This is a genomic window from Alistipes sp. cv1, assembly GCF_900240235.1.
Lineage (GTDB): Bacteria > Bacteroidota > Bacteroidia > Bacteroidales > Rikenellaceae > Alistipes_A > Alistipes_A hominis.
Genome location: NZ_OEPW01000001.1, coordinates 367,352 through 382,445 on the forward strand (window position 1 = coordinate 367,352; position 15,094 = coordinate 382,445).

Below are 15,094 nucleotides of genomic sequence, written 5' to 3' on the forward strand. Positions count from 1 at the left end.
CGCGGCGCAGAGGGCTCCGAATCCGAACGGGCGGCCCCGCTTGGTATAATTCTTGCCTTATTCGGGGATATCGCGGGGAAACTTCGTCCGTGGAACGGCAGAGACGTTCTCTGAAAACAACGTTATCAATCCGATTAAAAATTCACTTTCCAACATTTTATAAAATACTAAATTTTAACGTTATGAACAATTCGAACAAACAACGGGCCGACATCGAAACTCCGGTCTACGGCTCCCAGAAAATGAGAACGTCAGCTCCTACGGAAAAGATTCCGATGCAACCCACCGCTCCTGAAATCGCCTACCAGATGGTGAAGGACGAAACGTTCCCGCAGACACAGCCGCGACTGAACCTCGCCACATTCGTAACGACCTACATGGACGATTACGCCACCAAGTTGATGAACGAATCGATCGACGTGAACTACATCGACGAAACGGAATATCCGCGCGTAGCCGTCATGGCCGCCCGTTGCGTCAACATCATGGCCAACCTGTGGAATTCGCCCGAACAGGCGCAGTGGAAAGCCGGCGCGCTGGCGATCGGCTCGTCCGAAGCCTGTATGCTGGGCGGCGTAGCCGCATGGCTGCGCTGGCGTGCGAAACGCAAAGCGCAGGGCAAACCGTACGACAAACCGAACTTCGTCATTTCGACAGGTTTCCAGGTCGTATGGGAAAAATTCGGTCAGTTGTGGCAAATCGAAATGCGTACCGTGCCCCTGAGCCTGGAAAAAACGACGCTCGATCCGAAAGACGCGCTGGCCATGTGCGATGAAAATACGATCTGCATAGTTCCCATCCAGGGCGTGACTTGGACCGGCCTGAACGACGACGTCGAAGCGCTGGACAAAGCCCTGGACGAATACAACGCCAAAACCGGATACGATATTCCGATCCACGTGGACGCCGCCACCGGCGGTTACATCCTACCGTTCCTCGAACCCGAGAAAAAATGGGACTTCCGCCTGAAATGGGTGCTGTCGATCAGTACCTCAGGACATAAGTTCGGTCTGGTTTATCCGGGCCTGGGCTGGGTCGTATGGAAAGACAAAAAATACCTGCCCGACGAAATGGCATTCAGCGTGAACTACCTGGGAGCCAACATCACGCAGGTCGGCCTGAACTTCTCGCGCCCGGCGGCACAGATCCTCGGACAATACTATCAGTTCATCCGTCTGGGTTTCGAAGGCTACAAAGAGGTACAGACCAACAGCATGGAGATCGCCCGCTATGCACACGAGCAAATCGGCAAGATGAAACCGTTCGTCAATTACAGCAACGACGTGGTGAACCCGCTGTTCATCTGGTACATGAAACCGGAATATGCGAAAACGGCCAAATGGACGCTCTACGACCTGCAGGCGGCCCTGCAGCAGAGCGGCTGGATGGTTCCGGCCTATACCCTGCCCGAAAAGCTGGATAATTACGTGGTCATGCGCATCGTCTTCCGCCAGGGTATGAGCCGCGACATGACCGATATGCTGCTGACGGACATGCAGAATGCGATCAACGAGTTCGAAAAGCTGGAATACCCGACGCAGACGCGCATCGCGCAGGACAAAAATCAGAAAGTAGTCGGCAAGGTCTTCACGCACACGCACGTCAAAACGGCGAAGAAATAGCTTACTTTTATGCAAACGGCTGGTTATCCGCAACATGAATATATAGCGGATAACCGCCGGTTGTTAATGACACCACAGTTAACAAGCAATTTAATCGTATGATCGTATGGCAACAACAAAAAGTACAGGGTTCAAATTGAGTGTAATGACACTTGCAATTATGAACATTACGGCCGTCGTAAGTCTCCGGGGACTCCCTTCGGAAGCGGTTTACGGGCCATCTTCAGCATTTTATTACCTGTTCGCGGCGATCGTTTTCCTGATCCCGACCGCGCTGGTCGCAGCCGAGCTGGCGGCGATGTTCGCCGACAAACAGGGCGGTGTGTTCCGCTGGGTCGGCGAAGCGATGGGCGCCCGCACGGGTTTCCTGGCCATCTGGCTGCAATGGATCGAAAGTACGATCTGGTATCCGACCGTGCTGACCTTCGGAGCCGTCTCGATCGCCTTTATCGGCATGGACCCGCATCACGACATGATGCTGGCGTCGAACAAAGTTTTCACACTGATCGTCGTACTGGTCATCTACTGGGCCGCCACGGCCATCGCCCTGAAAGGGCTGACGTGGGTCGGCAAGATTTCGAAAATCGGCGGTATGATCGGGACGATTATCCCGGCCGGCCTGCTGATCGTCCTCGGGATCATCTACCTCAGTACCGGCGGACATAATAACATGGACATGAGCCAGGGATTCTTCCCCGACCTGACCAAATTCGACAACCTGGTGCTGGCTTCGGGTATCTTCCTGTTCTACGCCGGTATGGAGATGATGGGTATCCATGTGATGGACGTGAAAAATCCGAGCAAGAACTACCCCAAGGCTATCTTCATCGGGTCGCTGATTACGGTGCTGATCTTCGTACTGGGTACCTTCTCGCTGGGCTTTATCATCCCGGCCAAAGACATCAACCTGACGCAGAGTCTGCTGATCGGATTCGACAACTATTTCCATTACCTGCATATGAGCTGGGCTTCCCCGATCATCGCCATCGCGCTGATGTTCGGCGTACTGGCCGGCGTGCTGACATGGGTCGCCGGCCCGTCGAAGGGTATCTTCACGGTAGGAAAGGCCGGGTATCTGCCGCCGTTCTTCCAAAAGGCCAACAAATCCGGCGTACAGCGCAACATCCTGCTCATCCAAGGATGCGTCGTTACGGTACTGAGCTTGCTGTTCGTGGTCATGCCCTCCGTGCAGTCTTTCTATCAAATCCTGTCGCAGTTGACCGTGTTGCTGTATCTGATCATGTACCTGCTGATGTTCAGCTCGGCCATCGTACTGCGTTACAAAATGCCGAAACAGCAACGCCCGTTCCGGATCGGAAAAGGCAACGGCCTGATCTGGTTCATCGCCGGACTCGGCTTCTGCGGCGCCCTGCTGGCCTTCATTCTCAGCTTTATCCCGCCCAGCCAGATTTCGACAGGCAGCAACACGGTATGGTTCTCCGTACTGATTATCGGCTGTATCATCGTAGTCGGCGCCCCGTTCATCATCTACGCTTCGCGTAAACCGTCCTGGCAGGATCCCGAAGCGGCCAAAGAATTTCAGCCGTTCTCCTGGGAAAAACAACCGCAGCCGGCTGCCGCAACCGCACAACCGGCCGTAACGCCGACTGCGACGGGAACCGCCGCCGACGCTTCGAACGCAGGCGCGACGACCGGCTCGGCGACGGACCATAACGAACCGACTAAAAATTAAACGACTATGCAAAAATTCGATACGAAACAACTGAACGACGTCGTCAACGAAGCCTACGAAAAAATCAAGGGCGACGACGGCGGCAACAACGCCGACTACATTCCGTTCCTGGCCAAGGTACCTTCGAAACTGTTCGGCATATCGGTCTGCCTCCCCGACGGAGAGATCGTCGAGGCGGGCGACACGGATTACGTATTCGGGATCGAATCGGTCTCGAAAGTGCCTACCGCCATCCTGGCGATGCAGCAATACGGAGCCGACACGATCCTGCAAAAAATCGGGGCCGACGCGACCGGACTGCCGTTCAACTCGATCATGGCGATCCTACTCGAGAACGACCATCCCTCGACCCCGCTGGTCAATGCCGGAGCCATCACGGCGTGCAGCATGGTCAAGCCCGTAGGCAATTCGGACGGCAAATGGAAATCGATCACCGATTTTCTGGAAGGACTCTGCGGCAGTCCGCTGGTACTGCAGGACGAACTCTACAAATCGGAATCGGCGACCAATTTCAACAACCGATCGATCGCCTGGCTGCTGAAAAATTACAATCGGATTTACGACGATCCCGATATGTCGCTGGATATCTACACCCGCCAGTGCTCGATGGGCGTGACCGCACGCCAACTGTCGATCTGCGGCGGCACGATCGCCAACCGCGGCGTCAACCCGGTCACCAAGAAGAAGGTCTTCGACGCCGAGCTGACTTCGAAGATCGTCGCGATGATCGCTTCGGTCGGATTCTACGAACACACCGGCGACTGGATCTTCACCTCCGGCATTCCGGCCAAAACCGGCGTCGGCGGCGGAATCGTCGGCGTGCTGCCCGGAGTGATGGGCATCGCGGCCTTTTCGCCGAAACTCGACGGATCGGGTAACTCGGTACGGGCGCAAAACGCCATTAAGTACATCACCAACAAACTGGGATTAAACCTATTCGGTTAAATCCGGCACTTCAGTCACGAAAAGCGGCTCCGGATTCGGGAATGTTTTCCGCAATGAACATTCTCCTTTCCGGGACCGCTTTTTTCAAACGGCCCCCGGGCTGTCCCTACCCGCACGTTATGACCGACAAGCCGCATACGCACAAAGAACATGTAATCGCACACATGGCGCTGATTTTCGCCAACATTCTGCTGGGGATGAACTTCTCGTTCTTTATCTCCATCATCCGGCGTTACATGCCTTTCGAAACCCTTTTTTTCCTGCGGGTAGTCGTCTCGGCGGTCTGGTTCGTTCCGTGGGCCATTCTTTTCAAACGGTTCCGGATTCCGTTCCGCGACTTCATCTGGATTCTGATCCCGACGGTACTGGTGATTTACGGGCACGAATTCCTGATGCTGTGGGGCGCCAAATATACCAACCCGGTCGACGCCTCCACGCTGGCCACGATGGCTCCGATCGTAACGCTCAGCGTATCGGCCCTGCTGATGCGCGAAAAGATCCACCGGGCGAAAATCATCGGGATCATCCTGGGCGTTGCCGGAAGCGCCGTGCTGATTCTCGGCAACGGCTGGCCGCAACAGAAGAGCGAAGAGATCGGCAACCTGCTGATCCTGATCAGCGTATTCGCCGCCGCGACCAACACGGTTTTCATCAAACCGGAACTGATGAAATTCGGCACGATGACCGTCACCGGATGGTACTACATCATCGGCGTGCTGATCGCCGCGCCGTTTTTCGGCAAAAAGCTGGTCGATTTCGATTTCAGCTCCCTGCCGGCCATCGGGGTCGCCGAGATCGCCTACATTCTGATCCTGGGAACCATGCTGCCGAACTACCTGCTCTACTACGGTACCGAAAAGCTTACCTCTGTGCATACGGGCCTGTACTCTTATCTGCAACCGGTGGCCGCGACCGTACTGGGCATCTACCGCAACCAAGTGACGGTCGGTTACGACAACATCGTCGCCGCCGCGCTGATTTTCGTCGGCATCATCCTGGTGATGATCACCTACGCCCGGTACAAATTCCCGGTGCCGAAAGTCGGAACGCCGCCCGCAGCGCAGCAACCGCGCGGACAGAACGCCGGCAAATAGCGCCATCCCTCGAAATGAGGATACGCCGCCCCTTTTTTAACGCGGTTCAGGTATTGCCGGAACAGGTACGGATCCCGATCTTTGTGTCAGGAATAATAAGAGTTCCAATCCCATTTTTGTAAGCCAACAAGTAAAGTGGAATGTCTCCGCAAAGTATTTTGCGGAGACGTTTTTTTGGGTAGGCCCGCGAAGCGGATTCCGACAACGCCGCGAACGGTTTCGGTTCTTTTCCGGCCCGGGCATCCGGGATCGGGGCAATCATGACGGACGGGATATTACCGCAGTTTCAAATCGACCAGCACCGGATTATGATCGCTCCACTGCGGCTGCTCGGAATCGTATCCGACGGTCGCCAAGTCGTTCGAATGGAACAGGTAATCGATCCGGAAAACCCCGAGCAGCCCGCGGTACGTAAAAATGATCCCGCGTCCCTTTTCGCAAAAAGCGTCTTTCAGGTCGCCCCGCAACTGCCGGTAAGTATAGGACATCGGCGTGTCGTTGAAATCCCCGCAAACGATCACCCGAGGCGTCCCGTCGTGGATAATCCCGGCGATCGAATCGGCCTGCGCGGCACGCACCCTGAAGTTGCGGCCCAATTTGCGGAGAATGTCTTTCAGCCGCTCGTCTCCGAGCGAGTCCGCGGACAGGCCCGTCCCCGACAGGTATTCGCGGTCGCTCTCGTTGACCTGGGTGCTCTGCATATGGTTGTTATAGACGCGCAACGTATCGCGGTGCATAATCACGTCCGCCCACATCGAGGCGTTGTTCGATTCGGGATAATGTATCCCGCCGCGCCGGACGACCGGATACTTGCTGTATATGGCCAGTCCGCGCCCGTTCTGGTCGGGACTGCCCGACGTAAAGAAAAAAGCGCTGTATTTCCACGCTTCCAGCAGCGAATCGAACTTCACGCGAGGATTGATCCGATTCAGTTCGAACTCCTGCATACAGATGATATCCGGCTCGGATTCCCGGATAAACCGGGCGATCTCGGCAACCTGATTTTCGCGTTTCCCGAGCGAATCCCTGCCGAAAAAGCCCTCTACGTTATAGCTCAGCACCCGGAACGACCCCGGCTGCCGCACCTGTTCGTAAGCTTTCCCGAAAGCCGGCCTGAAAAATTTGGATACGTGTCCGAGTCCGATCACGGCGACTGCCGCCAGACCGACCGCGATCCATTTCCAACGCACCGTCCAATAGAGCATCAACACCAGATTGGCCAGGTAGAGAAAAGGAGCCGCAAGACCGAGATAAGCGAACCACAGCGAATCGTGGGGGTCTACCCGGGGAGCCGCATAGGCCAGCATCAGCAGCACGGCCAACGCGACCGAGATCAGGAAAACCACCCCGTCGGCCACTCCGAGCAGGATACCGTGCCGTCTGTGTTCTTTTTGTTTGCCGGACATAGGTTATCGTTTTCGTTTCAGCGGCGCGACCTCGATGTTACGGAACAAGATCGGGCTTCCCTCCCCTTCGAGAGCGATATACCCGCGGTCGTTATTCATACGTGTCAGCTTGTTCTGGAGTACGCCGTTGATGAATATGGTCATGGAGTTTCCGTCGCACACGATTTCGACGTCGTTCCATTCCCCCGCAGGCCTTTCGCTGGCGGGCTGCAACTTCGGAACGGTCGCGGCGCCGATCCTGCGGAATTCGTCGCTCTGCGAATCCCCCGCATCGTTCACGTCGCCGGCATGCCCGGCCCACAACTGGCACTCGTAACACTTCGGCCATAACCGGTCTTCGCCGGGCTGGATATGCATGAAGATTCCGCTGTTGGTAGGCTCGCCTTCCCAGCGGTATTGTAGCGTCAGCCGGTAATCCGAATAAGCGCGCGTCGTCCGGATATAACCCAGCGCTCCGCTTACCCGCAGCATCCCGTCCACGACGCCGAACTCTTCAGCCGCATCGAGCGTGGAGTCCCCGACATAACCGACCCACCCTTTCAGGTTCTTTCCGTTAAACGGATGCACGGGAGACCGGGCTTCCGCGACGCCGGCCGCCAGCATAACGGCAGCCATCCAACACAACGTTCGTTTTTTCATTCCGAAATCCTGCGATTCAGTTCGACGTCAATAGTAAATATCTCCTTTCTTTTTCCAGTAACGCAACAGGAAGAAACCCCACAGCATACCGCCGACGTGCGCGAAATGAGCGACGCCGCTTTGGGCCCCGGACACGCCGAGAAAAAGTTCGATCAGTCCGTATCCGATCACGAAATATTTGGCTTTGATCGGGATCGGCGGAATCAGCAACATCAACATCGCATTGGGATGCATCATCCCGAATGCCAGCAACACGCCGAACACCGCTCCCGAAGCGCCGATCGTAACCGATCCGATGCGGGCGGCCAACTCATACGGACTCGCCGTCCCTGCGGCGACGGCCGAATGCAGCGAACTCACCTCGATCCAGGTCACGCCCAATTGCAGCAGTCCGGCGCCGATCCCCGTCACCATGTAGTAAAGCAAAAAACGCTTGCTGCCCATCTCGTACTCCAACGTCCGGCCGAACATCCACAAAGCGAACATATTCATGAACAGATGCATGAAATTGGCATGCAGGAACATGCTGGTCACGAGCTGGTAAATCTGAAAATTACCGCTCTCCCAGAAAAACAGCCCCAGCCGCTCGATCAGCCAGTCGCCCATCCGTCCGGGCAGCACGATTTCGGCCAGGAAAAACAGGCCGTTCAGGATAATCAGGTTTTTGACCACCGGAGGGGTCGAATAAGCCGTTTGAAATCTCATCATCGTCTATTTACCAAATCTTCGTCAATAATTATCCCGGACGGATCTTCCGGGTTACGCGTTAAATCTTCCGGCGATCTCTTCGTCCGTTATATAAATCAGCACAGAAGCCCCGTCCGGCGTGTAATTGAACGAACCGCATGCGAACAACTCCCCGAGCAACCGCCCGGCAGCGTCGGCGTCGGCCGCCTCGCCCAGCGAAAGGGCTCCCCTCCGCGCGAGTATCGCCGCCATCCGCTCATGCCGTTTCTCATCGGTGCACGCCCCGGTCTCCCGCAGCTCGGCCAACAGTTCGCGCAACGTACCGGCGATCTGCGCGTCGGGTAGGTCGGCCGGGATACCGAACACCGACACGCCGTCCCGTTCCGTTCTGAAATCGAAGCCCATCGCTTCGATCTCCCCGCCGCTCTCCGCGATCAACGCCTGCTCCTCACGGGTCAGCGCGACTTGTTCGGGGAAAAGCAATTGCTGGGTCACCGAAGCATTGTTGCCCAGTAGCCCCCGGTAACGTTCGAAAAGCACCCGCTCGAACGCCCTGCGCAGATCGACGACCGCCAATCCTTCGCGCAACCGGGCGACGCAATAGCGCTTCCCGAACGGCAATACTCCCGAAAAAGGGCGTTCCGCATCCAACTCCAGCGTCTGCTGCACCGTTCCCGAATCGCTCCCGTCGATAAATTCCAGTTCGGCGCTGTCGTATTCTTTGAAACGCTGTTCCGGAAAACCCGGTTCCGTCGCATCGTCTTCCCGCACCGGATAAAGGCTCTCCCAATGTTTCGGGGCCCGGTTGTCGGACGCCCGAGAAACATGCGGCGCCGCCGTCTTCTCCTCCCGGAACGGATTGAAGTCCGGATTGATCCCCAGATCGGGAATCCTGAAAGCGGCATCCTCCCGGAATACGGGAATGTCGATCGAACTGTCCATCTCGAAATCCATCATCGGCACGACTCCCAGTCTGCCGAGCGACTCCCGCACGGCGGCGTTGAAAATCTGCCAGACGGCCTGTTCGTCGTCGAACTTGATCTCGGTCTTTTGCGGATGCACATTCACGTCGATCCGCTGCGGATCGATCGTCAGATACAAAAAGTAGGACGGTTGCGTATCGGGAGCGATCAGTTTCTCGTAAGCCTGCAGGATCGCCTTGCGGAAATAGGGCGAACTGAAATAACGGCCGTTGACGAACAGGTACTGCTCCCGGTTCGTTTTTTTGGCGGCCGAAGGACGGCCGACGAATCCTTCGATCCTGACGATCGAAGTATCGGCGCCTACTTCGAGCAAATTTTTAGCGATATCCTTGCCGCCGATCGCCGAAACGATCCGCTGGCGAAGGTTCGAAGCGGGCAACGTAGCGATCAGCACATCGTTGTCGTACAGTGAAAAAGCCACTTCCGGATTACAGAGGGCCACCCGCAAGAATTCGGAACGGATGTGTCTTCCCTCGACGTTGGCCTCCTTGAGAAACCGGCGCCGGGCCGGCGTATTGTAGAACAGATTTTTTACCAGAAACTGCGTGCCGACGGCCGTCTGCACCGGCTCTTGGGAAACAAACCGCCCTCCGTGAATCACGACCTGCGTGCCGATCTCCCGATCGGCAGTCCGGGTACGGAGTTCGACTTCGGCCACCGAAGCGACCGACGGCAACGCCTCGCCGCGAAAACCGAACGATGCTAGCTGATAAAGGTCTTCGGCGCGGCGTATTTTCGACGTCGCATGACGTTCGAAAGCGAGCCGCGCATCGGTCTCGCTCATGCCGCATCCGTCGTCGACCACCTGGATCAGCGAACGCCCGCCGTCCTTGTAGTTCACCGTGATCGTCCTGCTACCGGCGTCGACCGAATTCTCCATCAACTCCTTTACGACAGAAGCGGGGCGGCCTACCACCTCGCCCGCAGCGATCTGGTTGGCAACCCCGTCAGGCAGCACTCTGATCTTATCGTTCTCCATTTATCTTTATATTGTGTCCCGGAAAACCGTCCGAAAGTTTTCCTCATGCACGCTGTCCGGCAACCCCGCGCCCGGCTCTCCGTTAACGGAAGAAACTGCGCATTCGGTCGAAAATATTCATATCCCGGCTCTGTTCCGCCTTTTTGAAATGGTCGTTCTCGGCCAGCTTTTCGAGCAGTTGTTTTTCGGAAGCGTTCACCGAGGCGGGCACATGGATATTCACGACCACCAGCAGGTCGCCGCGTCCGTAACCGTTCACATCCGGAACGCCTTTTCCGCGCAGTCGCAGCACTTTGCCGGCCTGCGTGCCCGGTTCGATTTTAATTTTGGCCTTCGCGTCAACCGTCGGCACCTCCACCGAAGCGCCGAGCGCAGCCTGCGGGAAGGTAATATTCAGATTGTAAATCAAATCGTTCCCGTCGCGAACGAGATCCTTGTCGGGTTCCTCTTCGATCAGCACGAGCAGGTCGCCGTTCACGCCGCCGTGACGCGCGGCATTGCCTTTGCCGCTGACCGAAAGCTGCATCCCCTCGCCCACTCCGGCCGGAATTTTGATTTCGATCACCTCCTCGCCGCGAACGACCCCTTCGCCGTGACACTTCGAACACGGCGTGGTAATGATCTTGCCCTCGCCGTGACAGGTCGGACACGGCTGCGAAGTCTGCGTACGGCCGAAAAAGGTGTTGACCACCTGCGTCACATAACCCGAACCGTTACACGTCGTACACGTAGCATACGAATCCTTGTCCTTCGCTCCGGTTCCCCCACACTGATCGCAAGCGATCTGTTTATTGATTTTCAGCTTCTTGGTCGTCCCGTTAACGATCTCTTTGAGGGTCAGTTTCACCTTGATCCGAAGATCCGAACCGCGATTCACCCGGTTGCGCCCGCCGCCGCTGTTAAAGCCGCCGCCGCTGAAACCGCCGCCGAAATGCCCGCCGAAAATATCGCCGAAATTACTGAAAATATCCTCCATCGTAAAGCCGCCGCCGAAGCCGCCCGCACCGCCGCCGCTGCCGCCGAAACCGCCTGCGCCGCTCATTCCCTCATGGCCGAACTGGTCGTACCGCGCCCGCTTGTCGGGGTTGCTCAACACGTCGTAAGCCTCGGCAGCCTCCTTGAATTTCTCCTCGGCGCTTTTGTCCCCCGGATTCTTATCCGGGTGATACTTCAGCGCCGCCTTCCGGTAAGCCTTCTTGATCTCGTCGGCACTGGCTCCGCGCTGTACTTCGAGCACCTCGTAGTAATCTCTTTTCGCCATAACAGATTATTCTCCTACAACAACTTTAGCAAAACGAACCACTTTATCTTTCAGTTTGTAGCCTTTTTGGACTACGTCGATGATCTTTCCCTTCTTCTCGTCGGAAACCGGGAACTTGGCGACCGCTTCGTGCAGGTCGGTATCCAGTTCCTTGCCGATCGCCGTGATCTCCTCGACACCCTTCGCGTGCAAGGTTTCGAGCAATTTCTGATGGATCAGCACGATCCCCTGGCGGATCGAATCGATATCGCTCGATTTCGACATCGCGTCGAGCGCCCGGTCGATATCGTCCATCACGGTCAGCAACGATTTGATCACGTCTTCGCCGCCCGAGGCGATCAGATCCATTTTTTCCCGCAACGTCCGTTTGCGGTAATTGTCGAACTCGGCCACCAGCCGCAGGTATTTGTCCTGCCACTCGCTCTCGGCCGCTGCCATCCGTGCCGATTTGTCATCTTCTTCGGCCGCCTGGTCTGTCACCTTGTCACCCGTCTGCTCCTCGACCATCTCCTGAGCCGCTTCGGCAACCTCTTCACGGTCGTCCTTAATAGGCTCTGTATCAATTACTTTTTCTTTCATTTTGTTCTTTGCCATCGTGTATGCTTTTAGGATATGCAAAAAAGCATCGCAAATTATATACCAACGCCCGGTAATAAAACAGATGCAAAGTAAATCAAAATATCGGAACAAAAGAATTTACAGGCTCAACTTATCGCATAAACCTTCGGATCCGTTTCCGTCAAAACATTCATTGACAGTACTGAACAACTCTTGCCGTCCAGGTAAAATGCCATACATGATATCACAAAACAACAAAATACATCGAAAATAATATTATTATGTATTGCATAATACTAATATTTATACATATATTTGCAGAACAAGCATCTTTCAAAACAAACATACCAACCTAAATCTACCGATGATTATGAAAATTTTATCTACTATCGTTCTGCTGCTTACGGCCGTTACCCTGTCGGCTCAACCCGACGCAGCGACCTGTACCGGACAGACCTGTACCGGACAGGGCTCCGCCATCGGATTCGCCACCGTCTCGTTCTTTTCCGAAACGGACTCTTCGGCGGTCTATGGAGCCCTGGCCGATAGCACGGGCAGATTCTCCGTGCGGATCCCGCACGGAAACTACCGGATGGAGATCGCTCTGCTCGGTTACGAGAAAAAACAGCGGGGCATAACGATCGCGCACGACACCGATCTGGGACGCATCGTGCTGGACCCGTCCGAAATTTCGCTGCAAGGCGTCGAAGTCAAGGCCGCCCCGATCGTCCGCGAAGCCGACCGCTTCATCGTCAACGTGGCCGACATGCCGCAGGCAATCGGGCGCACGGCCGTCGAAATGCTGAAACTGTCGCCGGGCGTATGGATCAGAGACGACATCGCCATCTTCGGCAAAAAAGGCGCTAAAGTAATGATTAACAACCGACTGTTGCGCGAAACGGGCGAAGATCTGATCAACTACCTAAACCAGATCCCGGCCGAAGACATCCTGCGCATCGAGATCGTGCCGAACTCCGGGGCCGAATACGACGCCGACATGACCGCCGGCATCATCAAAATCACGCTGAAGCGCAAACGCGACAACGGGATCGACGGAGCGGTCGGCATCTACTATTCGCACGCCTTTTCAAACGCTTCTTCGACGACTTCTCCGTCGTTCAACCTGAACTACCGGAACGACCGGTTGAGCCTCTACGCTTCGATGGGAACCTGGTTCGGCAAACAGATCGTACGAATTACCGAATCGTCCGCATTCGAGCAAAACGACGCGTCGATTCGCTCCGAAAGCAGGCTCGACGGGCGCTGGAAATCCGTTTCGCCGCGCATCGGAGCGCTGTACGAATTCAACGACCGGCACAGCGCCGGATTGGAAGTCAGCTACTTCCGCAATCTGCCCGGCGGATCGGAAACCCATAACCGACTTCAAAAACAGGACAAGGCGGATTCGACGCGGATAGCGAGCCATTTTCTGCAAAACCAACAGGGATACGGCCTGGGGATTTCGGCGAACTATATTTTCAAAATGGATACCACCGGTTCGCTGTTCAAACTGTTGCTGGATTACTACCGGCGCGACAACGACGATCCGACCGATTACTTCAGCCGTTATACCGGGTCGCAGGCGTTCGACACCACCTACCGGGGCGACATCCATACGGTCAACGACCTTTATGCGGCCACCGCCGCTTTCGAAATCGCGCTCGGTCCGGTTTCGAAACTCCGTACCGGGGCCAAGTACACGCTGAACCGGATGAACACCGCTATCCTGTACGAATTTCTCCGCGACGACGCCTGGCACCGGATCGACCGGCAGAGCAACCTGAACCGGTATTCGGAAAACATCGGGGCGCTGTACGCCGATTTTTCGACTAAATTCAAAAACGGGATCGGACTGAACGTCGGCCTGCGCGGCGAATATACCTATGCAATCCCGGCGACCAGCAGTACGCTGATTACCGACCGGCAGAATTATTTCGGGCTGTTCCCGTCGGCCAACCTGTCGCTGCCGCTGAACAAAAAAGCGACGCAAATGCTGGCCTTCAACTACAACCGGAAGATCAGCCGCCCGTCGTTCTGGAACCTCAATCCGTACCGTATGCCGCTGTCGGAGTATTCGTTTCTCGAAGGGAACCCGCGCCTGAGGCCGGCCTATCAAAACAGTTATTCGGTCAGTTGGATCATCCGGCACAAATATTCGCTGACCGTCGGATTCGAATCGGTCAACGGAAGTTCGGAACAGGTCGCAACGACCGATCCGGACGACCCGGATATCATCCTGTACCGTTACGAAAACGTCCCGATCGGACGAAATTTCAACCTGAACGTCAATGTTCCGACAAACATTACTCCGTGGTGGATGCTGAATCTGAATCTGACGGCGATGAACTGCTTCAGCAGTCTGGCCGGCCGCCAGAATACGGTACAGGGATACCTGAACAACGCGCTGACGATCCGCAAAGAGTGGACGCTCGACCTGAATCTGAACTACCGGACTCCCCGGTTATGGGGCAACATGCGTATGAGCGGACAGTTCAACGTCGGCGCCGGCCTCCGGCGGTCGCTGCTGAAAAAACGGCTGACCGCATCGCTGACCGTCCACAACCTGATCAATTACAACAAGGAAAACATCCGGATCGTGGAACCGACCTTCGAACGCACCGTCGAACAGCGCCAGAACTGGCGTCAGATCGCCGTATCGCTGCGTTACAATTTCAAAACGGGTAAAGAAGTCAAGGTCAGAAACGTCGAATCGGGAGCCACCGAAGAAAAGTCCCGTTTTTAACGAATCCGAACGCCCCGGGAAGCGACCGTCCCGGATTTGGAGCCGCATGAAAATATACTATCTTTGTAATTATAATTAAAACAGGGAAAAACAATGAACTTACTGGGCAATATTATCTGGCTGGTGTTTGGGGGATTGGCGATCGCCGTCGAATACTTCATCGGCGGGTTGGTGCTGTGCCTGACGATCATCGGCATCCCGTTCGGGCTGCAGGCGTTCAAAATGGGACTGTTAGCGTTGTTTCCATTCGGACAGCAGACGGTCGTCACCGAACAGGGCAGCGGATGCCTCAGCACCCTGATGAACATCCTCTGGTTTTTCGTCGGGGGAATCTGGATCGCGCTGTCGCACCTGTTCTGGGGCGTGCTGCTCTGCATCACGATCATCGGCATCCCGTTCGGACGGCAGCATTTCAAACTGATGAGTCTGGCCTTTACTCCGTTTGGCCGGGATATTGTACGGGCATAATTCTCGAAACCAAAAC

At 55.8% G+C, this 15,094-nt stretch carries 12 protein-coding genes; 6 read left to right on the forward strand and 6 right to left on the reverse strand.

The genetic code is table 11. The features are described 5' to 3' along the window. Positions 1-182 precede the first annotated feature (182 nt). The 4 genes from C1A08_RS01540 (at position 183) to C1A08_RS01555 (ending at position 5,354) form a co-directional block, all read left to right on the forward strand. Entirely contained in the window at positions 183-1,622 is a 1,440-nt protein-coding gene (locus C1A08_RS01540; protein ID WP_101570916.1) for a glutamate decarboxylase, read from the forward strand. A 106-nt stretch (positions 1,623-1,728) separates the two neighbouring features. After that, complete coding sequence (gene gadC / locus C1A08_RS01545; RefSeq protein ID WP_055203778.1) at positions 1,729-3,315, forward strand: putative glutamine/gamma-aminobutyrate antiporter GadC; 1,587 nt, start codon at positions 1,729-1,731, stop codon at positions 3,313-3,315. Positions 3,316-3,321: 6 nt separating this feature from the next. Next, on the forward strand, positions 3,322-4,260 hold the full coding sequence (glsA, locus tag C1A08_RS01550; RefSeq protein WP_101570918.1) for a glutaminase A: 939 nt from the start codon (positions 3,322-3,324) through the stop codon (positions 4,258-4,260). 119 nt (positions 4,261-4,379) lie between these two features. After that, positions 4,380-5,354, forward strand: a complete 975-nt coding sequence (locus C1A08_RS01555; RefSeq protein WP_055204508.1) for a DMT family transporter — start codon at positions 4,380-4,382, stop codon at positions 5,352-5,354. A 275-nt stretch (positions 5,355-5,629) separates the two neighbouring features. On the opposite strand, the gene C1A08_RS01565 is transcribed toward C1A08_RS01555, so the two are convergent. From C1A08_RS01565 to C1A08_RS01590, 6 genes are all read right to left on the reverse strand, one after another. Continuing rightward, positions 5,630-6,760 (reverse strand): endonuclease/exonuclease/phosphatase family protein, encoded by a 1,131-nt coding sequence (locus tag C1A08_RS01565; RefSeq protein ID WP_055203774.1) that lies wholly within the window; start codon positions 6,758-6,760, stop codon positions 5,630-5,632. Positions 6,761-6,763: 3 nt separating this feature from the next. After that, the gene (locus C1A08_RS01570) at positions 6,764-7,399 is read right to left on the reverse strand and encodes a 3-keto-disaccharide hydrolase (protein WP_101570922.1); all 636 of its coding nucleotides are present in this window, start codon (positions 7,397-7,399) and stop codon (positions 6,764-6,766) included. Between the two features lie 27 nt (positions 7,400-7,426). Then, the gene (locus C1A08_RS01575; protein ID WP_373419253.1) at positions 7,427-8,104 is read right to left on the reverse strand and encodes a rhomboid family intramembrane serine protease; all 678 of its coding nucleotides are present in this window, start codon (positions 8,102-8,104) and stop codon (positions 7,427-7,429) included. Between the two features lie 54 nt (positions 8,105-8,158). Then, on the reverse strand, positions 8,159-10,048 hold the full coding sequence (gene mutL, locus C1A08_RS01580; protein ID WP_101570924.1) for a DNA mismatch repair endonuclease MutL: 1,890 nt from the start codon (positions 10,046-10,048) through the stop codon (positions 8,159-8,161). 82 nt (positions 10,049-10,130) lie between these two features. Beyond that, the gene (gene dnaJ / locus C1A08_RS01585) at positions 10,131-11,309 is read right to left on the reverse strand and encodes a molecular chaperone DnaJ (protein WP_055203767.1); all 1,179 of its coding nucleotides are present in this window, start codon (positions 11,307-11,309) and stop codon (positions 10,131-10,133) included. Between the two features lie 6 nt (positions 11,310-11,315). Further along, a complete protein-coding gene (locus C1A08_RS01590) occupies positions 11,316-11,903 on the reverse strand; it encodes a nucleotide exchange factor GrpE (RefSeq protein ID WP_101570926.1) in 588 nt (195 codons plus the stop codon). Positions 11,904-12,237: 334 nt separating this feature from the next. Between C1A08_RS01590 and C1A08_RS01595 the strand changes: the two genes are divergently transcribed. Together C1A08_RS01595 and C1A08_RS01600 are read left to right on the forward strand one after the other, a co-directional pair. Then, positions 12,238-14,610, forward strand: coding sequence for an outer membrane beta-barrel family protein (locus C1A08_RS01595; protein WP_180951503.1), 2,373 nt, complete (start codon positions 12,238-12,240; stop codon positions 14,608-14,610). 93 nt (positions 14,611-14,703) lie between these two features. Further along, on the forward strand, positions 14,704-15,078 hold the full coding sequence (locus C1A08_RS01600; RefSeq protein ID WP_101570930.1) for a YccF domain-containing protein: 375 nt from the start codon (positions 14,704-14,706) through the stop codon (positions 15,076-15,078). Positions 15,079-15,094: the final 16 nt, after the last annotated feature.

What these genes read in the sequence shown, in the direction of transcription:
- C1A08_RS01575 (WP_373419253.1), bottom strand. Translation starts at nt 8,104, where the DNA reads ATGAGATTTCAAACGGCTTATTCGACCCCTCCGGTGGTCAAAAACCTG.
- C1A08_RS01600 (WP_101570930.1), top strand. Translation starts at nt 14,704, where the DNA reads ATGAACTTACTGGGCAATATTATCTGGCTGGTGTTTGGGGGATTGGCG.
- C1A08_RS01565 (WP_055203774.1), bottom strand. Translation starts at nt 6,760, where the DNA reads ATGTCCGGCAAACAAAAAGAACACAGACGGCACGGTATCCTGCTCGGA.
- C1A08_RS01555 (WP_055204508.1), top strand. Translation starts at nt 4,380, where the DNA reads ATGACCGACAAGCCGCATACGCACAAAGAACATGTAATCGCACACATG.
- dnaJ (WP_055203767.1), bottom strand. Translation starts at nt 11,309, where the DNA reads ATGGCGAAAAGAGATTACTACGAGGTGCTCGAAGTACAGCGCGGAGCC.
- gadC (WP_055203778.1), top strand. Translation starts at nt 1,729, where the DNA reads ATGGCAACAACAAAAAGTACAGGGTTCAAATTGAGTGTAATGACACTT.
- C1A08_RS01595 (WP_180951503.1), top strand. Translation starts at nt 12,238, where the DNA reads ATGAAAATTTTATCTACTATCGTTCTGCTGCTTACGGCCGTTACCCTG.
- C1A08_RS01540 (WP_101570916.1), top strand. Translation starts at nt 183, where the DNA reads ATGAACAATTCGAACAAACAACGGGCCGACATCGAAACTCCGGTCTAC.
- glsA (WP_101570918.1), top strand. Translation starts at nt 3,322, where the DNA reads ATGCAAAAATTCGATACGAAACAACTGAACGACGTCGTCAACGAAGCC.
- C1A08_RS01570 (WP_101570922.1), bottom strand. Translation starts at nt 7,399, where the DNA reads ATGAAAAAACGAACGTTGTGTTGGATGGCTGCCGTTATGCTGGCGGCC.
- C1A08_RS01590 (WP_101570926.1), bottom strand. Translation starts at nt 11,903, where the DNA reads ATGGCAAAGAACAAAATGAAAGAAAAAGTAATTGATACAGAGCCTATT.
- mutL (WP_101570924.1), bottom strand. Translation starts at nt 10,048, where the DNA reads ATGGAGAACGATAAGATCAGAGTGCTGCCTGACGGGGTTGCCAACCAG.